Consider the following 24,503-nt stretch of genomic DNA (forward strand, 5'->3'; position numbering starts at 1 on the left):
GGCGTCTAGTTGGTGCTTAGTTGATGAGCGGTTTCAGCAATAGAAATTAGAAGCGATAGCGAAGCGCTGACTTGTCAGTTCGCGCCTCTTTTACACGTCGGCGATCGCTCTTGAAAAGTCCGATCATTTTCAGTAGTTGCGATCGCATTGGTTGGGTTTCACTATCGTTCTACCCAACCTACCATTACTGGTTTGTGAACGCGATCGCTTGCAGAAACTTGCCACAGCTTGCGGTTGTGCATTGTCCGTGCAGTTTTTAGATAGCCGCCTCTACATCATCACGATTCAGCATTGACTCCTCAAAAATTTTGTATTTACAATGTGTATATAGCAGATCGAACCTAAGCAATATCGAGAAAATGAACAGCTATGGCTGATAAAGCCGAAAAGATTAAGCGATCCGAAGTTGTAAACATGAGAGTTGAGCCAAATCAGCTCGACCTCATAGATAGTGCAGCCAGTCTTTCTGGTAAGACTCGGAGTGCCTTCATGCTAGATGCTGCATATCGAGCAGCAGAGGAGGCTTTGCTCGATCGGAGATTGTTTTGTCTTAGTGATGAACAGTGGAAAGCTTTTAATCAGGCTCTAGACACCTCTCCGACGAAAAATGAAAAGTTAATTGAATTGCTTCAGGCACCAACCCCTTGGGAATAGAATACACCCCACCAGAACCTCTTCAGGCGACACACGATGTAGAGACATTCGATTGTGGTAAGCCATCTCTAAATGACTGGTTGAGGAAACGCGCTCTTGAAAATGAGGCAACCGGAGCGTCGCGTACATACGTTGTCTGCTATGAGAATCAGGTAGTGGGGTACTACAGTTTAGCGAATGGTAGTGCCATTCATAGTGAGGCTCCGGGCAAAATCAAAAGGAATATGCCCGATCCAATTCCGGTTATGGTATTGGGCAGACTCGCAGTTGACATTAACCACCAAAGGAAAGGAATTGGTAAAGGTCTGGTCAAGGATGCAATATTGCGTACTTTACAAGCATCAGAAATTGCCGGGATTAGAGCTATTCTGGTTCACGCACTTGATGAGGACGCGAAAAGATTCTATGTGGATAAGTGTGGCTTCACCCCCTCTCCAGTTCATCCCTTGACCCTCATGGTAACTCTTGCAGATGTCAAAAAGAACCTTGCATAAAAAATAGCGCAGAGTTACTTTGCGTACCTCTGCGCTATTCTTTGCATACCTTTGGGTTACAAAAAGTCCTACTGAACTAACCGCCGAATCTTCCCATAAGCGACATAAGATCCACCATTCTTCGCTTCTTCCACTTCATCAACAACATAGAGAACGTTTTCTTCTCGAATGTCGCGGGGAAAGCGGATGTTGTAGTTAGGATCGTACCCATCCGATACGACTCTCGCTCTCAATTTACTGCCTTCTTTCACGCACTGCACGAGAACTCCATCCCCTACACTATCAACTGTTTCTAAATCGGCAGCAGAAGCAGGTGCATTCAGCTTTTGTCGTTTTGGACTGGAAGAAGAGGTACTATTTTGAGATGATGCGGCGCGTTCTTGTCCCGGTTGCACTAAGCGGCGAATGTTACCGGAGGCACGATAAAAGCTACCGTCAGCAGATAGATTGATTTCATCAACGATGTAGGTGACACCTTCTTCACGAATATGGCGGGGGAATTGCACATTGAAATCAGGATTGTAACCGTCAGAAATGACGCGAACTCGCAATTTGCCACTAACGCGATCGCATTTCACCAAAACTCCTGCATCCACGCTGGAAACCGCCTGTAAGCTGTTGGCAGATCCCGCAGCAATTCCTCGCAATTTTAAGTCGCCGCGATCGCGTGTGAGTGCCTGGTAAGATTGATCTCGCATCTCCTTGCGGCTGGCACTATCAAACTTTTTGCTCTCCAAGCGTTGTGCATAATAATCCAGCTGTTCCATCTCTTCGGCAACTTCAAAGGATTCGTGCAATGCTTTGAGCTTGAGATCCTCGATTGTCTTGCGAAGTTTCTGGGAGGCGGCGGTGTAATCTCCTTTGTCGGCAAGTGCGATCGCTTCGTCTTTTACCTTACCAATCCTCAGCTTACTTGCTTGCTCCACAACAGTTGCATCTGGCTGCACGTTCCTGGCTGATTCAGCATCAGCAACCGTTATAGCAATGGGGATTTGATCGCTGAATTCTTGAATGCTGCCATCGACAACCGCTTGATATTTATAAGCAACGGTAGCAATATTTGTGACTCCAATATTTGTTTGCGGAGCTATTGACAATTCTACCGCTAACTGCTTATTTTCTACCTCATAAACATCGCCACAGAAAACTTCCAACTTGTTGCCAATCGGATTAGATCGGTAATTGTTAAGAATCCCAGAAATCTGTACAGAATCCTCTGGTTGCAGCGTCACCGTCAGATTTTGCGCGACGACAGACGTGAGACTTTCTAGTTCGATTCTGAATACATCAGATGCATCGTCAGGCGATTGGATGAAATAGAAGTTTCCCCCGGCAGCATTTGCCATGCCGATGAGCAAATCTTCATTAAAATAAGTTCCAAACCCCAAAGTTGTGGTAACGATTCCTTGTTCGGCTTGTTGTCTTGCAGTGTTAATTAATACTTGAGAATCAGTAATGCCAACATTCGCCTGTCCATCTGTTAATAATAAAACGCGATTGATTCGTTCTGTGGACTGCTGAGATTTTACCTTGTCGCATCCCATCAACCAACCGCCACTCAAGTTAGTACACCCGCCAGCTTTCACCTTACCAATTAGCGAACGAATGGCAGCTTTATCCTGAACTTGCTGATGCTGAAGAATCGTTTCCGGCGTATCGTCATAAATGACGATGGAAAGAAAATCCTCCGGTGTCAGATGTTCCACAAGCCTTTGTGCAGCTTGAATAGCATTCTTAAGTGGCACTCCCGCCATCGAACCCGATCTATCAATTACCACACTCAAATTAAGCGGAAGACGCGGTATTTTGTTGAGCGTTTCTTCTTCACCCTTGAAACTGATAATTAAGTCTACAGTGGACGGTTTGGCGGCTGCAATAAGCGATTGACTCAGCGAGTAAGTTGCTTTCATCTGTAGCGTCCTCTAGATATTTTGTGCAGTTTCTAGCGTCGAGTCGGGAATGCCGTTTTGGTGATTTATCACTTAGATAAACTACAAGAGTAGAGATGAAAATTTCGGATTTTTTATGGAGAAGATTGCATATTTTTGAAACTCCAACAAAATCAAAATTTGTAGGTTGTGTTGAGCGACGAAACCCAACAAATGCTTAATAGAGTTGGGTTTCGTTGCCTCAACCCAACCTACTAACTTTGCGTTAGCGAAGCGGCGCGACAGCGCTACCTTTGCGTTAAAAACACTCATGCAGAAACCTAACGTCTGTATTTATCTCGAATTCGTCGAATTTGCTCTTGAAATTGGGTGCCTTTTTCGGGATTAACCATAGTGACAAAATTGGCATAACCCTGAATCGAAGCCATCACATCAGTAGAATTTCCCCAATGCTTACCTTCTAAACCATCTTTTTCAATTTGAAACAAAGTGGCGCGGAAGCGTTTTAGCTCTTTTTTAGAAATATTGGGTTTATTGTTGACGACAACTCCAGTTACTTCCTGTTGCCGATTTTTCCGCAATATTCTAGTCTTCAGTTCGTTAATCGCAAACCCTTCGTGAGTCACAATTGACTGGGTGCGTTTGAGAATATTGCAGATATGGCGGAGACTGTCACCAGAAGCGGAAAAAGTCAAATCGTCAGCATAGCGGGTATAAACAAAACCTAATTGTTCAGCCATTTGGGTAAGGCGGCGATCTAAGCGGCGGCACATTCGATTAGTAATGGCTGGAGAAGCGGGTGAACCTTGCGGCAAGTGGCGTTCTGTAAGAGCCACATAGTAAGTTTTACCGTCTAATTCAACCTCCTCGATATCCGGTTGGGTACACAGCAACCCAAAAATTGTTGCCGCAGCTTCCGAATAACCAAATGACCGAAAAAGACCTTTCACTCGCTGATAGGAAATGGAGGGAAAAAAGTCTTTCAAGTCAAAATTGATAATTACATCACGCTTTACATGAGGTTGAGCGTTGCTGACGATAGAGCGATCGCGTCTAAAACCATGAGCTGCATCGTGAAGTTCCAGCTTTTCCAAAATATTACCCAAAATCCAATGCTGGGCCTGCTTCAAGCGTGGCATTGGTGCGGAAATCAGCCTTTCTCCACCCGTTTTTTTAGGAATCTTGAAGCGGATATAGTGAGATATTGTCGAAGTCTTGCGGGAAAAAGCGAGAAAGCGCAATTGTCCCACCGTAATTCCCATTGCAGCGGCAATTTCGTAGGGTGTACCGCACAAAGGTAATCCATAACTTCGCAACCTTTCCTCATCGCACTCAGTGTAGTTGAGTCCACCTGAGACATCCTCACTAAGATAAAGGATTTCTCGCTCTTTTCTTTGCCGCCAATCTTCCGCTCGTTCTTGCCTTTCCCGTTCCCGCCGTTCCTTCGTCTCCTGTCGCTTTCGCCGCGACTCGGCTAGCCGTTGCTTAAGTGCTGAAGCGCGAAGTTCCTTTTCGTTGTGAAGGCGCGAACTATCCTGTCGCAGTTGCTCCAGTTCTCGCCGAATCTCACCCATCCGCCGAATTTCATCGGCTGGATCTTGCGGTATCTCGCCTTGTGCAGGCCAGAACCCATAACGTATCATCTCTTCGAGGATAAATTCCTCTTTGCCCGTTTGTCGGATGCGATCGTAGAGTTCCTGGCGGGTACGAGGCTGATCGGACATATTTGTTGGGGTTGAAGTAGCGATGCCATTTTGAAAATTATAGTACATACGTACTGAATGGCAATCGGGCAATAATCCCTGAAACCTAGAAGTAATGGAGGCTGGAGCCTCCAAAAAAGCATTCCCAGCATCTGACTGGGAACGAGAGAATATAAAAAAATTACGCACCGCTATCAGTTGGTTGCCCCTTCGTAAATCCCTCAGGACTAGATTGCTCAACTCAAGCGGTCTCGGTAGGGTACCCCTCTTACACTTCAGGGAAGTTAAACCGGGAAGGGGTACCCTACCGAATGACCGCACAGTTAAGAGCAGGCTAGTGGTGCATGGCTAGGCTAAACGCAAGGACGGCGATCCACCGTCCGGATTGCAAGGCTGTTTCCCAACTGATTAGGTGCGCGTAATTCGTCAATACTGACGAGCGTGTTGCATCCGCAACGCCAGAATGTGTTCGCAAGGACCTTTGTACAGCTTATTCTGTTGATGCCAATTGCAATTACATTCTGCGGATATTATACGCTCATCTGCGTCAACTGTCAAGGAAGGATTATAATTTCTTTCCTTATCTTTGACGTTGCCTTGCAGAGTAAACGCTCTTGTTGCATCGCTGGTGACGGATGTTACTTGCGCTGCATTGTAAATCAAGAAACGGGTTGCCTTCTCTTCTCGCTCGTTGGCAAAGCGCAGCCGTTCCATCGGCAAAGGTTCTCGCGTCAGTTCTCGCACTCGATAAACTTGCTTATTCAAGTCATAAATCGCACGTCCGGCTTGCGTATAAGCACTTAAAGCACCGAGAACTACGGCGCGGTTTAAACCAAGACGTTCCGCAAGCGAATCGGGACTTTCTACCCAATTCTTCTTCAGCGCCTCGAAAATTTGTTGCTGCGTCCATTTGTCGATATCGGCGCGGGGTGCCATCAAGTCAAAGTTACCAGATTGCGCCCAGTCGTTGGCTGTCCATCCCGATAAACCGAGGGTAAAGGACATATCGCCTAAGTCTGCGACATAGAAGGAAGGCATACCCGTACCGAGGAGGTGAACGGTAAACTTTTTGGCGACGGGGATGAGGCGTTCGAGGATGTGGAGGCGGCGGCGTCCCCAAACGCGGATTTGTTGTTCTTGCGATCCAGTGTAGAGCGATCGCGCACAAACCACCTCAATTCCCCACGGATCGAATGTCACCCGCACAGGTTCCCCCGGTTTAAGATGGTAGCGCATACTGCGAGGCCCTTGCTTCTCCTTGTGGCGACGCAGCACAAAGCACATATTGTAGATGTCCATCGGATGCAAATCAACTTGCGTTGCTGGTAAAGACATCGCCGAACTAACTTGCAAAAATCCTCTTACCCAACTGTCGGGTAAATCGATTTTGACTTCTTTAAAAGTCTCTTCGTGAGTGGTTTGAACTTCAAAACCGGAAGGATCTATTTCAAATCTGGTATTCTTGTAACTGCGAATTTTTTGAAACTCATCGTAAAGTGCCGCTGAGTAATCAATATTAGTCGTACCGCAAGCAAAATCGTTGATATTTTTAAAAACCTCGTAGCTGGCACCCAGACGCCCATAACTGGATTCATCCTGACTGAAACATTCAAAAAATACTTCATCGGGATGAACTGTAATCACCGGATCGAGAACAAACCAAGCATCGCGATCTTTTTGATAAATGTAATCAAAATAGCGGCGTTGTGCCTTGTAGAAAGATTCCCGTCGTTGGTAACTATGTTGATTTAATTGATTAAGTTCGTCTTGCAACGGCTTAATTTTATTCGCAACTTCTTGGCGTTGCGCGGCGATAAGTTGCCAGTCAAGATCCTGCTGTTTTGCTGCCCATTCTTTATAGGCAGTTTTGTCTTTTGGTTTAAACCGCATATCGGAGACGACAACATCATGTAAGGCGCTAATCGCTTCCCGAAACGCGACATTTTGACGCAATTCTCCGATAAAGTAAGTCGGTTCGCGCTTGGTATCGGGAGAGAAAGACATCTGGGTATTGGAACCGCGATCGCTTACTTCCGTACTTCCGTTGTAGCTGTAGTTAAATTCCATATGTTTGTTAGTTATTGATGATTAATTGTGGCTAAAAAGCTGAATTATTATTAATCGGTTAAAACCGATTTTAGCTATTAGCCAGGGAATTAATTCCCTGGCGGGTGTTGTTGCTAACCCACTAATTTCTTACTTCTGAAACAGGTTTTACCTGAATGGGTAAGGATATCTGAGGATAAACCTTTTGAATTTTCAGCATTATCTGAATCGCTGTGGCTTTATCGCCAATTGCCATCGTGGCAGATTGCCTTGTGAGAATTTCAGCGACAATTTGTGCAGATTCTTCGTTTTTTTGCGCCTCAGCATCTAGAAAAGCAAAGATGCGCTTCTTGGCAACTCTTCCACGATTGACACCGGACAATACGCTGATAAAGTAGGGCGTTAGTTCTCGCAACCGTTCGGAATTATTTACCGCATGGCTTTCCAAATAATTAGTCGCAAACATCTGCATATCGGTAGAGGGATGTTCACTGAATTTGAGCAGGTATTCTTGTCCATAATCTTCTTTAAAATTGCGCGTAACTAAATCGCGTCCAAAAGAACGGACATCTTCGCGAATGCTATCACAGACGCTAACCATTACCTCTGGTGTCCAATCTTCATTGGTGAAATCTGTGCTAAAAATTCTAGATGCAAATTCCTGCGAATCCTCCCATTTTGACTCTAGTAATCGCACTGCTGATAACATTTCTTGAGAGTCAGTGCGGATGCGGTTTAAATTTCGCAAGAACATTTCTCTCGCTGCTTCCCGAACTGAGATAATTTCATGATTGGCAAGTTTGACAATCTCGCTTGTCTCAAATTCAGGGAGGAAGCGATCGCTATTTTCTCTCAATACCAAACCGCCCAATTCTTGCGCGGCTGAAGATTTAGCGCGAAGTAGCTGCATCGCGCGTTCTTTGCTGATATTAGACATCCATCCGGGAATGTCTTCTCGCAACAAACCCAATAAATCTTTGTGGACGCCTTCGTATCTTTCTGGCGTAATTAAGACTTCGATAAAATCGGCTGCTAACTCAGCGCTAAAATTGGGTTGATTGGTTGCTAAACGCCGAATCACCGGACGAATTGCGTTGCGGATATCAGCGACAGCATTAATTGCCATTGCGACGATGAGGATGCGATCGCTCATTAGTTTCTCATCGGGCAATTGTCCAAAAATCCTCACACCAATACCCCGCACCAACTCATAAGGAGAGGCAAGAAGCGATTCAATTAAATCTGGCGGTAGATCAACTGCACGGGTTTCGTGATTCAGCAGTATTCTTGCGCCTAATTCTTGAATTTCTGGCATTGGATGTCTTAGCAGATCGAGAATGACACCAAACCCCAAATTACGCAGTTGCGGCGTAAAACTAATCAGCAAAGTTTCACCAATTTCTCTTACGATTTCCCCTAGCCCCCCTTGATAAGGAGGGGAACCTAGCCCCCCCTTTTTTAGGGGGGATTGGGGGGGATCTACCGATAACGCCAGCAACTCTGCAATAATTCTTCCAATCAATACCCTGGCGGTTGTATCGCTTAAAATTGATGAACTTAATAACCTTCGCGCAAAAGCACGAGTATCAGCTTGTTGACTGGTCGCTAAACCGGCAATAAAGTCGCTAGATTGAAAGAAGTATTCTCTTTGCTGTTCAATCCAACGGTAAGCTTGTGTACGCGCTTCTTGTAATACGCAATTGGCAATAGCCAGAACTAATTCGCTGTTGGGTTGGGCGGGGTTGTAGCGATCGCGTGCGAGTAAAAAACCGAGTTCGGCGGTTACTTCGTAGGATTTATTGAGAAATCTGATTAATTTGTCTATGTCAAGGCGATCGCAAAATTCTTTATTCGCGCGCAATGCTTTAACTGCAAAATGATGCACCGGACGGCAATCACTTTCTATTAGTAACTCAACAAGTCCTGCTGGGTTTTGTTGCCAAAGTTCGGGAAACGCCTCTTCTCTTACTTTCGGTTCTGGATCTCCGCGTTTGTAACCCTCCCGTGAATACCAAGCTTTGGGATGATGGACGTAGCGGGGACTATTTTCGTAGAGAATATGATTAAAAATCAAATAGCTAGCATAAGTATCCCAATCTCTAGTAAAGCTTTCGTAGGAACTGCGTTGTCCGTTCCATCTCCTGAAAGTTGACTGCTTGGCTGGTTGAGCGTCATCATCTGAATACTGAAGGAGAATGCTAACTGCTAAATTTATATAGTTAGAATCGCTTTCTTCACCCAAAGCTTTGAGAGTTCGCCAAACTCGTCGCCGCAAATAGTCACGAGTTTGTTCGCTGTAAGCTTTATTTGACTGCGGACTCTTGAGTTCTTCAGTGTAATGACGTTTCCCGGTACTATAATATTTACGCCTCACCGAGTCCCATTGCCAACCTGTACGTTTATTATTAAATGTCCCGGCTTCTTTCTCAAAAGCGTAAGCAAGAATGCCAAAAACTTCTGCATCATGGCGATACTCAGACATTTTAAAAATATGGCGAATTCGCTGGAAGTAATTAGATTTAAAAGGTGCTTCGCATAAAATATCGAGTAGTGCTGGACGCACAGACTCATTATCAATTTGATAGATAGTATCAAGGACGGCAAAATGCCTGTAGTCGCTACTATTTAAATAATCGCGAAGTGCTGTTGCAAATGCTTCTTTAGTTCCATTTCGGGCTAAATCGCGCAACTCAGAGGGCAGTTGTTCTATCTTCTCAGAACGCATCTGCTCTTGTGTCTGTTGATCTGATAATTTAAATAGGGCTTCCCAAGCGATGCGGCGGACGAATTCAGCAACAGATTTATACTGGGAAAGTTCTCTGACGAAGGGAATTGCACTCTCATCCCCACACCAACCCAACGCCCAAGCTATACAGTAATCTCTCAAAGGTTCGCCCGTGCCAATCAGTTGAATTAACAACGGCGTAGCTTCTCTAATTTTAAGTTCGCCAGCCCGCCAAATCGCCCGTTCCAGAGGCCATTTTCTATTATTCCGGTTCGCCAAACGGTTGAGGATGGCTTGGTGGCGTGGGTCGCTGGTGACTGGTACACTTACATTACTTGCAGTTTGGACTGGTGCGGGTGCAGTCGCCTCGCTAGTTGCCCCAGAGGTGACATCCCGATAGCCTTTCTGAATTTGGGAGTCAACCAGCTTATCGAACACTCGCTGCGCTTCCGCTAAGGGTACAGCCTGAACCGTCTTTGTACCTTCTTTGAGAGTTGTACCGCGTCGTCCATAGCGGAAGTTGACTAGATAGCGGTTTTCACCTATCTTGCAGAGATCGACTTCGTAGACTTTATCTGAACTCCCGGCTTGATAGAGAAGCGTAGTCCGTTTGATGAGTTCCATACGAGTGTCTCAAGACTTGCTGTGTAAATAGTATAAATGTTAGATAATTGCCAAAAGCGATCGCCTTGTTTGGACAACTCGTCAATGCTGTTTATAGCGGTTCTCGGTTGACTCAAATACAAAACCTAACCCCCTAACCCCCTTCCCTGGTAGGGTTGGGGGAATAAGCTATTTTTAAGCGATCGCTACTATCAACGTGCCGAAAGAGCAATTCTCCCCCAAAATTCCGCCTCACCGCCCAACATTAGCGACGGTGGAACTCGACGACATCGCGTTTAATCGTGACATCGTAATTGCCAAAGAAGTCGTGTCCTAACAATCCCATATCTTGTTCTGGACCAGCGATCGCAACTAGCACTTTGTTGGCGACAGCACCATCCACGCCAATCGATTGCACATAGCCGACGGGAAACTCGACTCCCACCGCACTCGCAGTATCTGCCTTGACAGTCTTCACCGGCACCACACGCAAAGCTGATGCCATCTGGCGGGTAATCATCGTGCCGCTAGCCCCCGTGTCTACAATCATCTCAAAAGTCTGCCCGCCATTAAACGTTACATCAATGACGGGTGTGCCACCGGCTCGACGTTTGATTCTGGCTTGAAAGACTCGTTTGTTCGCCGAATCGGTGCCGCAGAGACTCCCCAAGTCTATCGTTCTGCCCCCCGGTGCCACCATGAAGCAAGCCGCATCCTGAGCCTTAGCCGCCTCTGGCACCCCCGCTACGACTGCGTAGGAAACCAGCCCAGTGAGAGAAACTACCACGGTTAGAAATCGTTGCATCTTGCTTTCCTGTCTCATGAATTGAGCGCCCAGCAGATTGATTATTGCTCAATTTATTAGTTTATGATGGCTGCTGAATGATGTTATAAATCTGGCTTACGGCAAGTGCTTTTGTCGAGGGCGATCGCCTGCGTGTGCTATTCTAGTCCGACTCCCAGGTAAAGACGCGATAACCCTTGTCTCTACTAATCGCTAGAGGCTTGATTCTGCAACTCCACATCAAAGAGGGGTTTGGGGAGAGGTCTGCCGACCTGTATGTACACCGTAGCCTTTTGAAGAGGGTTAAAGGATCTCTCCACCTTGGCACCAGCCAGCACAAACTCTCGCCTTAGAAAGTATCCCGAAGAATTGTTTCACCCCGTCGGTATATTTCACGAGCATAGTCAGTCCAAACTCCTTGTCCCCAGTAACGAAAACAGCTTGTTTGAAGCAAAAGATTATTCATCAGTGCCTCGCGATAGCTGGATTGTTGGGTAACAGATTCCCCAGAAAAACTCTGGCTTGATTCTGCTTCCCCTTGGAGCAATCGATCGATTTTATTGTGAAACAAAGCACTGAGTTTATTCATCGGAGTCAAGACATTTTCATATCCCTTCACCCAACTCAGGTGATTCGTCCAAGAAGCGCCATCCATGTGAAAGTTTGGATTAATCTGCTTCAATTGTGCAATCGCATTGGCAACCGCTTCTGGGGTACAATTTTCGGCGGTTACTCGCTCCCAAATTTGGTGTTGACCAATTGCTTGACAAGTTGGATAATCTTCAGGCGTGCAACCTGCGGCTTCTATTAGTTCCAAGTATTCTGTACCTGTCATTCCTACAACGCCTGTTTTTCCTCCGCCTTGATTTGCCATTTGATACCAGGCTTGGTTGAAGGCGCTAGGAAATTCATTCATCATCACGCCGCCATTTTCACCATCTCCAATCTGGGTAACGATGGGTGGTACTGAAACTTTACCTAATTGCTGCCGAGATAGGGTTTTAGCTTCATAATAAGGCTGCATTTGCGCCACTAATTTTGTATCAGAACCTTGAGTCTTAATCAGTGCCGTAATACTGATAGTTTCGCCGTGAGAATTTCGGGCAATCAGGCGGTGAGGCAAATGCTTATATGGCAAAGATTGACCAGTTATAGTTTCAACAGAATGCTCTTGAACCAGTACCCAACGGTATCCACATTCTTTCAGCGCTTTTACAAATTCAAACAGCGTATCTGGGTGATTGGGAAGGTGCATTTCAGGAGGAGAAAATCCCTTCACTCGCGCCAGTGCATCCCATCCAAAAATGGCAGCAAAATGATGTTGCCATGCTTGAATATGTAACTTGATATCTGGAATCGGCGTAGAAGGAACGACAGCATGACTCCACATCGTCCCCAGCCATTCTAGATAAGGCTGGTAAGTGGGGTTACAGGTGATGCGCTTGAGATTTTCTAAGATGTCTCCTCGTCCCATTTGCCGCAGTCCCCAGAAGAGATTGCCGGAGAAATCTAACATGACGCGAGGATTACAACCATTAGCAACCAGTTCGGGAATAAAATCCGCCATGCGGCTATAACAATAGGCAAATGGCCCTGCATTATGGTTGTCTCCTTCGTAGGGATGCTCAAACATATATTGCAGGTTGCTGATGATTTCGCCATTTGCGCCAGCGGGGATGGTAGGCTGGTGCATATGAAGCGCGATCGCAAATCCAGCCGTTACTTCTTCTAACCGAATATTCGTGGTAGGTAAAAATACAGGGTTATCCTGGTTGACGACAGCACTAACTTCTTTTTCCCATCCGGAAATGTTAGGCAATCCATCAATTACTTCGGATAAAACGGGAAGCGTCGTTTTAGGAGATGAGGAAAGCATTACAGATTACTCTAATATTAGATGAATTTATTTAATTATTATATAAAATATTGGTAAAATAATTCCATTGTTTCTGGTAGTGTAAATAGTCACATCAACCATTTACAGTACCAAAAACTATCCAAAAATCGCACTAAGATAACGCGCGGTAAGTGAAGCGATGCCACAGGCGATCGCTTTCAGATTGCTTTAACCTTTGGTGCGGCGAACATGATCGGAAATTCGCTGCTTCCGTTCCTCTGAGTTTTGAGGAGATGCCTTGATAAACTCCCCCGAACTCCGGGATAAATGCTCCATAATTCGCTTCTTGCGGTCATTTGCACTTGCCATAATTTACCTGGTAGATAAAGGGGTTGTGAGTTAGCTTTATTCTCTATTATTACTAAGTAATTCAAAAATTGCATCCCGCTAAGGGGTTAAACCTCTGGCTAATAGCTCTTATTTTGTGAAAACGAATTTAATGTAAGAACTATTCCTGAGTTTTAACTGAGATTTTGCATCAGTCCTCTTCCCCCGCCAGGGATTTAAATTCCTGGCTAATAGCGAAAGTCCTCTTGCATAGGACTGGGAATTAATTTTATAATTTTAAGGCTATTAAGGTGGAATGGCACTGACTTATACCATTTCACTTTATGTCTGCCACAAATACGTCTATTGCCCCCTTTTTACTAGCGTTAGCGTTTGCTATCTTCGCTATAGCGGCGATCGCTTCGCGGAGGTTGGGGGAACGCAAATGTGGCATCAAAATAGTGAATTGGTATTAAGATACCTGAAATAAATTCCGGCTTTACTGCTCAAACCTATTTCAACGATTTATTTCAGGAGGGAGCTGCGGGTTAGGTTAAGCTTAAGTTAGTGCCATTAGATTAAAGTGGACTTGAGCTATTAGGCTACCACTTCAGTGGCGGACTGAATAATCTGAACCCAATACGACTCATTTAACAGCCGATTCTAACATCCGAATTGTATTCTGATTGGCATCAATTTCTACTTGCACGCCGACTGGCAAAGTAAATTTATCTTTAATGTGACCGATTGGCGAACCATACCAAGCTGGAATTTTTAAAGGTTGAATGTGTTCTCTCAATACTTGCGATAAAGTTAAGGAAGGCTGATTATCTTTGGGATGGCAATCGGTACATTGCCCAAAAAGAAACCCAGAAATTTGGTCTAGAATACCAGCTAATTTTAGCTGAGTCAGCATCCGGTCTATCCGGTAAACTTCCTCCCCAATTTCTTCTACAAATAAGATACTTTGTTTCCAATCTGGCAGATAAGATGACCCCACCATTGCCGCCAGCACTGATAAATTGCCACCGACTAATTTTCCCCTAGCCTTTCCAGGAGTAATCATTTCCACTTTAACGCCAGCATTCGGGGGATTTTGCATTGTCACGGCTTCCCCATTAAATAGAATGCGTTTAACATAATCTACAGTAAACGGATTCCAAGTGGATGTGCCGACGGGACCATGAAAGGTGACAACGCCACTTTTGGCATAAATTGCTAACAGCAGCGAAGTAATATCGCTGTAACCGATGAGAATTTTGGGAGAAGCTTGGATGAGAGGATAATTCAAGAGTGGCAAAATCCGATTGCAACCCCAACCGCCACGCACAGCAACAATCGCTTTTACAGCAGCATCGGCAAACATGGCGTTTACATCAGATGCGCGATCGCGATCGCTTCCTGCCAAATAACCATAACGATCGAGAAGATGCTTCCCTAATTTCACCTTTAACCCCAAACTTGCCAGGGTTTGCTGTACTTGTGCAATGTCTTTCGGGTCAATGGGACTCGCGGGATTAATTAATCCCACCGTATCGCCGACTTTGAGGCGGGGTGGTTTTAAGGTGGTTTTTAAAAATGGATTGGCGATCGCAATCTGTGGCAATTCAGTTGCGATCGCGGAAAGCACAACGGTTTTAAGAAACTGGCGGCGATTAATAATGGATGGCAACTGACGATTAACGAATAACTATTGGCTAATGAGAATCATTTAACTTGGCGACAGAGGTTGGCAACCTGCTTGAGATCGTAACCTTGTTGGGCAGCAGCACCGCAGATTTTTTCAGCGAGTACCGTCGTACCGACACCCCAACGCCCTTGAGTATAACGGCTATCTTTGACGACATCATCATCAATCAAGATATTGAGTACCTGAATGCCCTCTGAGTGCGCGAGTTCTGCCATTCCTTCCAGGCTTTCGCGCACTACATTATCGGAGTTGTTGATGATTTTTTTCATGTCGTTTTTTTTAAGCTTATTAAATTAGCTTTTGTTCGAGATTAGCCAGTCGGAGGATGCCAACCACTAACTGCCCAACGCCTCCTAGCGGCAATGATAACTGTGTTATTCATTCGCAAACGCACAATTGTAGCCCGACCAATCACAATAAGACCTTCAACCCTGGCGCTGTCAGAACTCCAGGCAAAATGGTCAGACCATATTTGCGTGCGTGGGTTGAAAAGGGGCACAGTTTCACCTGTCAAAGGATCTATCGCCTCAGTTGCATCACCTTTGAATTCATTGCAGGAACGACAAGCTAAACAAATATTCTCAAAGCTTGTCTCCCCACCTTTAGAAACGGGCAGAATATGATCGTGCGTCATGGGAATTCCACTATTAGTTTCACTTGTCAAGCAATAGCAGCAACGCCTACGGTCGGTTTCGGCAATTTGATGTCGTAAACTTTCAGGTATGTATGCAGACACGATATTTTAAGGGGTTGGCACGCGATGTCCCCGCCACCGGAGTAATACTGCTGCCTGAGTTTTTTTTAACATGAAAAGGTCAGCTTCATGCCGCAGTGCCATCAGTTCTAAGCGTTCCGCCTCTGTCAATGTACCGCTAGAATTGCCCTCAAGTAGGGTATTGTATCGCTCCATCTCTGCTGATGTTTTGCCGCTATTGGCAATTTGCCATAGCGTATTCTCATCCAGTTTGTCTAAAGCAGCAAGGTCAGCTTGAAACTCCTCTGGCACATCATCCCATTCCGGAGGGCTACCTGTTTGTAAAGCATGGAGTATGACTTCTTCAAGAGGGCGCTGAGTTGCACGAGCAGTATTGACCAAGCGCTGATAGAGTATTTCTGGAATTTGAAGTGTAACAGTTTCAACTAGCATATCTAGTTCTTAGCTTTAACAAATATTTTAACGGTATATTTTTTGAGAATGTGGTATTTTATCTTTTTTCTGGAACTGCTTTATTATACTTTGAGCTGAGTAGACCAAGAGTTAGGGATTTACATTCATTTAAAGCTTTGCCAACTGCTAAGTTTAGTTTTTCTGCAAAAAAAGTAAACTAACATCTCTCGGAGTTGTTGATTAGCTTTTTCATGGGCGATCGCACTCTGGTATCTTCAGTATCAATCAGCCATCTTATTTTTCTCAACTCGCCTTAGTTCTAGGCAAGTGATGCAGGGATATTCCGCTCCGGTGATGTTTTCGTGTTTTGTCAGACTGCTACTTTGACTCACCAGGCAACCTGCGGAATCTGGGGTTTACCGTTGTAGAAACGTAGAGTCCTCGTATTGCTGGCAATTCAAGGATAATTTTTGCAAAACTATTGATAAATAATCGCAATAAGTCTAAAGTAATTTCTAGTTTCATGGTTGAGCGGCGAAGATTTGTCATCGTTCTTCCGAGGCGCTTGACGGTTACGGCAGTATATTTAGGGCTGTAATTGTAGCAATAAACACAAGGTAGAAGGCATCGATAGAGTTGGCACCAATCCAGAAAATAGTGAAAAATCGGTTAATCGGGGAAGTCTTAGGATTTATACAGCCACGACCCTCTCTGCTTGTCGGCTTAGTTCTGAGCCTCCTGATTCTCCTAATTTGCCTGGGGGTAAGTATTGGCTATGGTGCAGCCGACATTTCCGCAAGCACCATTTATGCAGCGCTGACAGCATTTGATGGGTCTGCGGATCACCTGATTATTCTGACGATCAGGCTACCGCGATCGCTCATCGCTATCTTGGTCGGTGCTGCAATGGCGATCGCTGGTGCGATTATGCAAGGCATCACCCGCAACCCCTTGGCTGACCCCGGAATCCTGGGAATCAATGCAGGTGCCGCAATGGCAGTTGTCATCGCCGTATTTGCTTTCGGCACACCCGATCCGAGTCTCTATGCTTGGTATGCCTTTCTGGGTGCCGGTGCGGCTGCCATCCTTGTCTATTTCCTCGGTTCCTTAGGTCGTGGTGGACTCACCCCACTCAACCTCACCATCGCCGGTGCAGCTATCAGCACCTTCCTGTCTTCACTGACAACCGGCATCCTGATTCTTAGCCAACGCACGCTTGACGAAATCCGCTTTTGGATGGCTGGATCGATTGCGGGTCGTGACTTCACGATTGTCTGGCAAGTGCTGCCCTACATCACCCTCGGACTTTTCGTTGCCTTCGCCCTCGGCAAACAAATCACCACCTTGAATCTCGGTGAAGATGTCGCCAAAGGCTTAGGTCAACGAACCGCATGGGTAAAAGTTGCCGCTGCTTTTAGTGTCATATTACTGGCAGGCAGTGCCGTTGCCGCCGCTGGCCCGATTGGATTTATTGGTTTAGTCGTTCCCCACATTGTCCGCTTGCTCGTTGGCGTCGATTACCGTTGGATTATGCCGTATTCTGCGGTTTTTGGAGCCATTTTACTATTAGCAGCGGATATCGGTGCCAGATTGCTGATTAAGCCGCAAGAACTCCCAGTCGGAGTCATGACTGCTTTCGTGGGTGCGCCCTTGTTCGTTTATCTTGCCCGCTTCAAGGTGAAAAAATGAACAAAAGCTGGTTGGTAGTTCGTTCTAGGGCGCTTCCGGTATCCTTCCGGATCGAGCGGCGTATCCCGACTATCTTGAGTATCCTGCTCTTCGTTACCCTGGCGGCGATGGTTGTCAGTGTTTCTTACGGGGAATATCCGATTCCCATCCTATCGGTCATCAAAACCTTACTAGGACTGGAAACAGGAAACGCTGACTATCCCTTCATTATCAATACACTGCGACTGCCTAGAACCTTAGTCGCGGCGCTTGTGGGAGTGGCATTGGCGGTTTCCGGTACGATCTTGCAAGGCATTACCCGCAATCCCCTAGCTGACCCAGGCATCATCGGGATTAACGCGGGTGCGAGTCTGGCGGCTGTTAGTCTGATTGTTTTGTTTCCCAGTGTCCCGATTGCAGCCTTGCCGGTGTCTGCCTTTGGGGGAGCATTGGCTGTAGCTTTCCTGATTTACTTTTTGGCATGGGATAAGGGGAGTTCTCCGGTTCGCCTGATTTTGATTGGTGTCGGGATTGCCGCAGTCATCGGCGCTTTGACTAGCTTGATCGTGACATTCGGTGAGATTAATCGTGTGAGTCAGGCGTTGGTGTGGTTGGCGGGGAGTGTCTACGGTCGCAGTTGGGAGGAGGTATGGTCTGTTGCACCCTGGTTGGCGGTGTTGGTGCCATTGGCTTTGGGGAAAGCGCGACAGCTGAATGCTTTGAATTTGGGAGATGATGTTGCCAAAGGGCTGGGTAGCCCGGTGGAATGGGAACGCGGCTGGTTACTCGCGATCGCTACCGCGTTGACGGGTGCGGCAGTGGCGACGGCTGGTACGATTAGTTTTGTTGGGTTAATGGCACCGCACATCGCTCGTCAATTGGTGGGTTCAACTCATGAGGGGTTAATTCCTGTCTCGGCAACGATTGGGGCAATGATGGTAGTGGTTGCTGATTTGCTAGGGCGATCGCTATTTGCTCCCACTGAACTTCCCTGTGGTGTGATTACAGCCGTGATTGGCGCTCCTTATTTTATCTATCTGTTGGTGCAAAATCGCAAACAATGAACCCAAAGATGAACCGACTCTCCACCCGCAGGCTCACCTTGGCTTATGATGGTGTGCCAATTATCAAAAACCTTGATTTAGCGATTCCCGAAGGGAAAATAACGGCTTTAGTGGGTGCCAACGGCTGCGGTAAGTCTACACTGCTGCGGGGTTTAGCCAGATTGCTGAAGCCACGTAACGGGACGGTTTATCTGGATGCGGCTGATTTGTTCAAGTTATCCACAAAAGAGGTCGCTAAGCAACTGGGAATTCTTCCCCAAGGGCCAGTGGCACCGGAAGGGTTAACCGTGCGAGATTTAGTGGCGCTGGGGCGTTATCCTTATCAGAACTGGTTGCAGCAGTGGTCAAAAGAAGATGAGCGGTTGGTCGCGTTAGCGTTGGCGACAACTGGGATGACAGAATTGGCAGAGCGATCGCTAGATACTCTTTCGGGTGGACAGCGACAACGCGCTTGGATTGCAATGGCGCTGGCTCAGGATACAGAAATTTTACTCTTAGATGAACCCACAACTTTCTTAGATTTGGCGCACCAAATCGAGGTGTTGGATTTGCTTTTGGAGTTGAATCAGACGCAAGGACGAACGCTGGTGATGGTGTTGCACGATTTGAACCAGGCTTGTCGCTATGCAGATTATCTAGTAGCGGTGAAAGAAGGTTGCGTTTATGCCCACGGAACCCCGATGCAGGTAATGACAGAAGCAATGGTGCGCGAAGTATTTGGGCTGGGTTGTCGCATTGTGGAAGATCCTGTAGCCGGGACACCGATGTGTATTCCTGTGGGGCGGAAACTGAAGATAAGCCAAGAGGTTGCCTTGAAGGGCGATCGCTTTTCTACTTGAAACTTTAGATTTCGTAGGTTGGGTTGACGTATGTTACCCAACACCTGCATGGGTTACGCTATCGCTAACCACTACTACCAATAATTAATCCCACCTCCTTATAAACTAGCCAAAAATGTCATGTTTAATACTTTAGTGCAGTAGTTTTTTATTAGATTTCGTAGGTTGGGTTGACGTATGTTACCCAACACCTGCATGGGTTACGCTATCGCTAACCACTACTACCAATAATTAATCCCACCTCCTTATAAACTAGCCAAGAATGTCATGTTTAATACTTTAGTGCAGTAGTTTTTTATTAGAGATCATTTGCCTTTCATTAATCAGTTTTAAAAGGGTAGTATGCGCGCTCAAATCGGGTATTTTAAAAGAAAATCCTTCCGAATTTTACCGTTAATATTAGGTTTCATCTTTACTTTATTTATAGGGAGCCAAAGTCTCAGCTTCCCGGCTTCCTCGACTGAAATCCTCTGGGACACCTACGGCGTACCGCATATCTACGGCAAGGATGCAGGAAGTGCATTTCGCGCCTTTGGCTGGGCGCAGATGCAAAGTCATGGCAACCTGCTGTTGCGCCTCTACGGTCAGGCACGGGGACAAAGTGCCCAATACTGGGGAGAGGAGTACCTAAACTCCGATCGATGGGTACAAACAATGGGAATTCCCGAACGTGCCAGCGAGTGGTATGAAGCGCAGAGTCCCGCTTTCCGCAGTTATCTAGATGCCTTTGCCGCTGGAATCAATGCCTATGCGAAGGAACATCCCGATCTGATTGATGATGAAGTTAAGGTGGTGCTGCCAGTCCAGCCAGTGGATATTCTGGCTCACGAACAGCGGGTGATGAATTTTACATTTATTGTAAATCCGCAGATCGTTAAAAGCCTTGCCAATAACAACAAATCGATGGGTTCTAATGGTTGGGCGATCGCGCCTAAGCATTCTGCAAGCGGGAACGCGATGCTACTGGCAAACCCCCACCTACCTTGGTCAGATTTATTTGTTTGGTACGAAGCCCAGATTACCGCACCCGGAATTGACGCTTATGGGGCGACACTTGTGGGACTTCCGGTACTCGCGATCGCATTCAACAATCACCTCGGCTGGACTCACACGGTAAATACCCATGACGGGTGGGACGCCTACGAACTGCAACTAAAAGACGGCGGCTACAACTTCGACGGTAAAGTTCAAGCCTTTGAGACAGAAAAGAAAATCTTGAAGGTGAAGCAAAATAACGGCAATCTGCGCTCAGAATCACTTATCGTACAACGTTCCCTTCACGGGCCGGTTGTCGCAGATAAGGATGGAAAAGCCCTGGCATTGCGGGTTGTGGGGCTTGAGCAGCCCGGAGCGTTAGAGCAATGGTACTCGATGGCGCGTGCCACCAAACTGCCTGAATTTGAGGCTGCCCTGAAGCGCTTGCAGATTCCGATGTTTACCGTGATGTATGCAGACCGCGAGGGGCACATCATGCACCTATTTAACGGTCAGGTGCCAATTCGCACATCTGGAGACTTTGAATACTGGGAAGGCATAATTCCTGGCGACACCTCTACAACCTTGTGGACGAAAACTCATCCTTACAGCGATTTACCGCGCGTAATTGACCCACCCAGCGGCTGGTTACAAAATACCAACGATCCACCCTGGACAACGACTTTCCCAGTGGCGCTAAATCCAGCAGATTTCCCGCCCTACATGGCACCGCATTTCATGCATTTTCGAGCGCAACGCTCTGCGAGAATGCTCGATGAGGATAAACAGATTTCTTTCGAGGAAATGGTTCAGTACAAGCACTCGACACGCATGGAACTGGCAGATCGTCTCCTAGATGACTTGATTCCGGCTGCACGACAGTATGGAGATAAATTAGCGCTTCGAGCCGCTGATGTCCTGCAAGCTTGGGATCGGAATGCGGATGCAGATAGCCGGGGTGCGATACTCTTTTCCTTCTGGGCGGAAGAGATGGACTTTGAGGATGCATTTCGCACCCCTTGGAACGAGAATTCCCCGCGCACCACACCCGACGGTTTGGCAGATCCGCAAAGCGCAGTTAAGGTGCTTTCTACCGCAGCAGCAAAGGTGGAGGCGGCTTATAAAGACCTAGATGTAGCCTGGGGTGAAGTTTTCCGGCTGCGTTCTGAGGGTGTGGATCTGCCTGCCAATGGTGGCTCCGGAGACCTTGGCATCTTCCGCGTTCTCAATTTCGCCCCGACGAAAGATGGACGCTTTCAAGCGGTCGGGGGCGATTCCTACATAGCTGCGGTCGAGTTTTCTAACCCAGTCAAGGCGATGGCACTCATCAGCTACGGTAATGCAACTCAACCGCGATCGCCCCATAATAGCGATCAGTTACAGCTATCCGCCCGTAATCAGTTGCGTCCGGTATGGCGATCGCGTCAGGATATCGTTGCTCATTTGGATGAGCGCAAGGTATTCTGAGTTACTTGAATGCCGCCTCATAGGCATTCTTCAGTAAGGTTGTCTTGTTGAAGTCGCCTCGTGTGTTCACCAAGACTACAGCATCGATATTGTCTGGAAAATGCATGATTACACCCGTAAATCCTTTGTTCTCAGAAGCGATCCAATCGCCGCCATGCTGGTAGTATGTTCCTCGCGTCCCTATGGTTTTTTTCCAGCCTAATCCCTCGCTCAACATTTGGTCGGTGGTAGGTTTTGAAAGGACTTTGTGGTAACGGATGTAAGCGAGAAATTTTGCCAGGTCTGTGGCGGATGCATACCAGCCATAGGCGCTACAAGTGTCACTATAGTCTCCCCATAACTTCCCTAACGTTTTGCTGGTGTTGTAGTAAAGCGTGGGGTTATTGACATCCGGCTGGCAAGACATATCACCAATTGTCATCTTGCTCAGAATTTCCGACTGAACGTAGTTCACATAATTCTGACCAGAAACCTTCTCAATGACTTCTCGCAACAGACAGAAATTAGAGTTTTCGTAGTTATAACTGTTTCCTGATGTTCCCTGTGACAGCAAACCAGGCAAGTTGGAGCAACCAACTCCTGCTTTCAAACCACTGGTATGAGTCAAAAGTTGCCGAATGGTGACATTTTCAACACCTTTGCCAGCTAGAGGAAATTTATTTTTGATCAGTGGATAAAATTTGTCATCCAGCGAGAGCTTCTTCTGTTCAACTAATTTCATCACCGCTACGGCTGTAATCGGCTTGGAAATACTCGCAACAGTCATTCTTTTTGTGGCAGTTAGCATTACGCTTGGCTGCTTTTGAGCATTGGGATCTGGGTTTAATGGCTTACCTTCCCAAGATGCCCGCGCCCAGCCTTGAGCGCCTGATTTTACTAGCTGTCCCGACTGCACAATGGCGTAGGAAAAACCAACGGCTCCTTCTTTGGTGAGTTCTTGTTTCAAGTAGCTTTCCATCTTTGTGGGGTCAAAAGCTTTGCCGCTAGAGACGATGCGACCGGATTGTTGTTGAGTTTGCCCTGACACGCCAGCGCTGGTTGGCTGCAAACGATTAGCTTCTTGATGGTCTGTTTCCTCAGCTTGCTGGCTCAACTCGATGTATCGGGCTTCATCAGCACTGACGACTCGGCTAGCTCCGGTTCCGATTGGCTTCTGAGCTACAGCTATCCGGCTGATGGGAGCATAAAAATTCGCCAAGCTCCCGACGAGAACGACGAGGGACAAGGACAAACGCTTGCCGTTAAAAGGAAAGTTCTTGGCATCTTTTGTAGGGCGCGTGACTTTCATGGGATGTTGCTCCTCAGATTGGGTTAGGCGTTTTGGTTAAAAGCGCTTTCACTTGATTGATAGGTTGGCTGTCAATTTTTTATGCACTTCCCTGAAGTCATGCGTCGGAGGGATAGTGTAATTAAGCTGTTTTCGCCGTTTCTATCATTTGAGGCGGAGCGTTTCAAAGGTTGGACGCTAGACCGCAAACTGCGGCTGGAAAGGAGGCGTTACCCCTACTTTCCAACCCCTCTGCTGATTGAGTCCAGTTCTCTAGAAAGAAATTGAAGCAGCAGGGGTTGAGCTGATTGCACAAAGAAATGGTCGCCGGGAAGCATTTGCAGCGAGAAGTCAGCGCTTGTCTGCTGTCGCCAAGCCTCAAGACGCTCAACGCTGACTTTGACATCCTGCAAACCACCAAAAGCAGCGATGGGACACTGAAGCGGCGGCTCGGTAGCATAAACATAAGTTTCGAGAACGGCAAAATCTGCCCGCAGGATGGGGAGAAGCAGTTCCATCAGTTCGACATTCTCTAGCACCGCTTCGGGAGTCCCGTTAAGACGACGCAATTCCTCGATAAAAGCGGGTTCTGGCAGGGCGTGGATAGGTGGCTCTTTTAGCGGGATTTGAGGGGCGCTGCGACCGGATACAAACAGATGGGCTGGACTTATTCCATACTCTCTGCGGAGTAGACGAGCCACCTCGAAGCTGACGAGTGCGCCCATGCTGTGACCGAAGAAAGCAAATGGCTTGTCTAAGTATGGCAAAAGGGCGCAAGCGATCGCCTGCACCAGAGGTAAAGCCTGAGTAAATGGCGCTTCCCAAATCCGCTTTCCTCGTCCGGGGAGTTCGATAGCACAAACTTCGACACTCACAGGTAGATGCTCGTGCCAGGCGCGAAAGGTATTTGCCCCCCCACCTGCATAAGGAAAACAGAACAGGCGCAGACTTGCCTGGGTCTTTGACTTAGGAAAGATTATCCAGGCATCATTCGATCTGGTTATCATCATTATTTCCGACACACAAAGTAGACTATGCCAGCCCCATCGGGTGGTGCCAACTCGGATTCTGTATTGTCAACACTCACTTTCTCAAAGCCTGCATCATTTAGAGCCGACTGAACTTCTGCGATAGAATACCTTTTCACCAGCCAAGTCGTATCTAAACGCTGCGGCGTTGCTGAATTAGGGTATGATAAAGCGAGCGAGCGTGCGAGCGCCAAAAAAAACACTCATTAAGATGCAATATTATGCAATGCCCTGAATGTCAGTCAACTCATATTAATAAAAATGGTCAGAAAAAAGGCAAACAGAATTATATCTGTGTCAGATGTAAGAGACAATTTATAGATGATTATCAAGCT

Annotated in this window: 22 protein-coding genes and 1 pseudogene; 8 read left to right on the top strand and 15 right to left on the bottom strand. The window is 46.8% G+C overall.

Features of this window, described 5'->3' with window-relative positions; translation table 11 throughout:
• The first annotated feature begins 136 nt into the window (after positions 1-136).
• The 3 genes from AC2VDX_RS19620 to AC2VDX_RS19630 all read left to right on the top strand — a co-directional run bounded on the left by AC2VDX_RS19620 (position 137) and on the right by AC2VDX_RS19630 (position 1,148).
• On the top strand, positions 137-295 hold the full coding sequence (locus AC2VDX_RS19620; RefSeq protein ID WP_378184728.1) for a hypothetical protein: 159 nt from the start codon (positions 137-139) through the stop codon (positions 293-295).
• Between the two features lie 74 nt (positions 296-369).
• On the top strand, positions 370-654 hold the full coding sequence (locus AC2VDX_RS19625; protein WP_378184727.1) for a type II toxin-antitoxin system TacA family antitoxin: 285 nt from the start codon (positions 370-372) through the stop codon (positions 652-654).
• Positions 651-1,148, top strand: coding sequence for a GNAT family N-acetyltransferase (locus tag AC2VDX_RS19630; protein WP_378184831.1), 498 nt, complete (start codon positions 651-653; stop codon positions 1,146-1,148). Before AC2VDX_RS19625 ends, AC2VDX_RS19630 begins: the two co-directional genes overlap by 4 nt.
• Positions 1,149-1,216: 68 nt before the next feature.
• Here AC2VDX_RS19630 and AC2VDX_RS19635 read toward each other — a convergent pair whose 3' ends face one another.
• The 12 genes and pseudogenes from AC2VDX_RS19635 to AC2VDX_RS19690 all read right to left on the bottom strand — a co-directional run bounded on the left by AC2VDX_RS19635 (position 1,217) and on the right by AC2VDX_RS19690 (position 16,409).
• Entirely contained in the window at positions 1,217-3,058 is a 1,842-nt protein-coding gene (locus AC2VDX_RS19635; RefSeq protein WP_378184725.1) for a vWA domain-containing protein, read from the bottom strand.
• A 299-nt stretch (positions 3,059-3,357) separates the two neighbouring features.
• Entirely contained in the window at positions 3,358-4,761 is a 1,404-nt protein-coding gene (locus AC2VDX_RS19640; RefSeq protein ID WP_378184723.1) for a reverse transcriptase family protein, read from the bottom strand.
• Between the two features lie 405 nt (positions 4,762-5,166).
• Positions 5,167-6,807, bottom strand: coding sequence for an SWIM zinc finger family protein (locus tag AC2VDX_RS19645; RefSeq protein ID WP_378184721.1), 1,641 nt, complete (start codon positions 6,805-6,807; stop codon positions 5,167-5,169).
• 121 nt (positions 6,808-6,928) lie between these two features.
• Positions 6,929-10,135: a hypothetical protein gene (locus tag AC2VDX_RS19650; protein WP_378184719.1), complete on the bottom strand. Its 3,207-nt coding sequence runs from the start codon at positions 10,133-10,135 to the stop codon at positions 6,929-6,931.
• A gap of 244 nt (positions 10,136-10,379) precedes the next feature.
• Entirely contained in the window at positions 10,380-10,919 is a 540-nt protein-coding gene (locus AC2VDX_RS19655; protein ID WP_378184717.1) for a retropepsin-like aspartic protease family protein, read from the bottom strand.
• Positions 10,920-11,247: 328 nt separating this feature from the next.
• On the bottom strand, positions 11,248-12,774 hold the full coding sequence (locus AC2VDX_RS19660; RefSeq protein WP_378184715.1) for a glycosyl hydrolase family 57: 1,527 nt from the start codon (positions 12,772-12,774) through the stop codon (positions 11,248-11,250).
• Between the two features lie 189 nt (positions 12,775-12,963).
• Positions 12,964-13,104, bottom strand: coding sequence for a hypothetical protein (locus tag AC2VDX_RS19665; RefSeq protein ID WP_378184713.1), 141 nt, complete (start codon positions 13,102-13,104; stop codon positions 12,964-12,966).
• 604 nt (positions 13,105-13,708) lie between these two features.
• On the bottom strand, positions 13,709-14,680 hold the full coding sequence (locus AC2VDX_RS19670) for a S66 peptidase family protein (RefSeq protein ID WP_378184829.1): 972 nt from the start codon (positions 14,678-14,680) through the stop codon (positions 13,709-13,711).
• Positions 14,681-14,775: 95 nt separating this feature from the next.
• Positions 14,776-14,967 (bottom strand): annotated as a pseudogene (locus AC2VDX_RS19675) (dihydroxyacetone kinase subunit DhaK); the annotation flags it as partial.
• A gap of 95 nt (positions 14,968-15,062) precedes the next feature.
• On the bottom strand, positions 15,063-15,488 hold the full coding sequence (locus AC2VDX_RS19680) for an HNH endonuclease (RefSeq protein ID WP_378184711.1): 426 nt from the start codon (positions 15,486-15,488) through the stop codon (positions 15,063-15,065).
• A gap of 6 nt (positions 15,489-15,494) precedes the next feature.
• Positions 15,495-15,899, bottom strand: coding sequence for a hypothetical protein (locus AC2VDX_RS19685; RefSeq protein WP_378184709.1), 405 nt, complete (start codon positions 15,897-15,899; stop codon positions 15,495-15,497).
• A 339-nt stretch (positions 15,900-16,238) separates the two neighbouring features.
• Positions 16,239-16,409 (bottom strand): hypothetical protein, encoded by a 171-nt coding sequence (locus AC2VDX_RS19690; protein ID WP_378184707.1) that lies wholly within the window; start codon positions 16,407-16,409, stop codon positions 16,239-16,241.
• Positions 16,410-16,517: 108 nt separating this feature from the next.
• On the opposite strand from AC2VDX_RS19690, the gene AC2VDX_RS19695 reads away from it, so the two are divergent.
• From AC2VDX_RS19695 to AC2VDX_RS19710, 4 genes are all read left to right on the top strand, one after another.
• Positions 16,518-17,549: a FecCD family ABC transporter permease gene (locus AC2VDX_RS19695; protein WP_378184705.1), complete on the top strand. Its 1,032-nt coding sequence runs from the start codon at positions 16,518-16,520 to the stop codon at positions 17,547-17,549.
• Positions 17,546-18,592 (top strand): FecCD family ABC transporter permease, encoded by a 1,047-nt coding sequence (locus AC2VDX_RS19700; protein WP_378184703.1) that lies wholly within the window; start codon positions 17,546-17,548, stop codon positions 18,590-18,592. Before AC2VDX_RS19695 ends, AC2VDX_RS19700 begins: the two co-directional genes overlap by 4 nt.
• 8 nt (positions 18,593-18,600) lie before the next feature.
• On the top strand, positions 18,601-19,431 hold the full coding sequence (locus AC2VDX_RS19705; RefSeq protein ID WP_378184827.1) for an ABC transporter ATP-binding protein: 831 nt from the start codon (positions 18,601-18,603) through the stop codon (positions 19,429-19,431).
• A 342-nt stretch (positions 19,432-19,773) separates the two neighbouring features.
• Positions 19,774-21,873: an acylase gene (locus tag AC2VDX_RS19710; protein ID WP_378184701.1), complete on the top strand. Its 2,100-nt coding sequence runs from the start codon at positions 19,774-19,776 to the stop codon at positions 21,871-21,873.
• A 1-nt stretch (position 21,874) separates the two neighbouring features.
• Here the strand turns inward: AC2VDX_RS19710 and AC2VDX_RS19715 are convergent, their stop codons facing one another.
• From AC2VDX_RS19715 to AC2VDX_RS19725, 3 genes are all read right to left on the bottom strand, one after another.
• Entirely contained in the window at positions 21,875-23,161 is a 1,287-nt protein-coding gene (locus tag AC2VDX_RS19715; protein ID WP_378184699.1) for a serine hydrolase domain-containing protein, read from the bottom strand.
• A gap of 215 nt (positions 23,162-23,376) precedes the next feature.
• The gene (locus tag AC2VDX_RS19720) at positions 23,377-24,150 is read right to left on the bottom strand and encodes a thioesterase II family protein (protein ID WP_378184697.1); all 774 of its coding nucleotides are present in this window, start codon (positions 24,148-24,150) and stop codon (positions 23,377-23,379) included.
• Complete coding sequence (locus AC2VDX_RS19725; RefSeq protein ID WP_486928231.1) at positions 24,150-24,287, bottom strand: hypothetical protein; 138 nt, start codon at positions 24,285-24,287, stop codon at positions 24,150-24,152. Before AC2VDX_RS19725 ends, AC2VDX_RS19720 begins: the two co-directional genes overlap by 1 nt.
• A gap of 102 nt (positions 24,288-24,389) precedes the next feature.
• On the opposite strand from AC2VDX_RS19725, the gene AC2VDX_RS19730 reads away from it, so the two are divergent.
• The coding region (locus AC2VDX_RS19730) for an IS1/IS1595 family N-terminal zinc-binding domain-containing protein (protein WP_486928232.1) at positions 24,390-24,503 on the top strand (114 nt) is incomplete at its 3' end.

This window comes from Coleofasciculus sp. H7-1 (genome assembly GCF_057473865.1).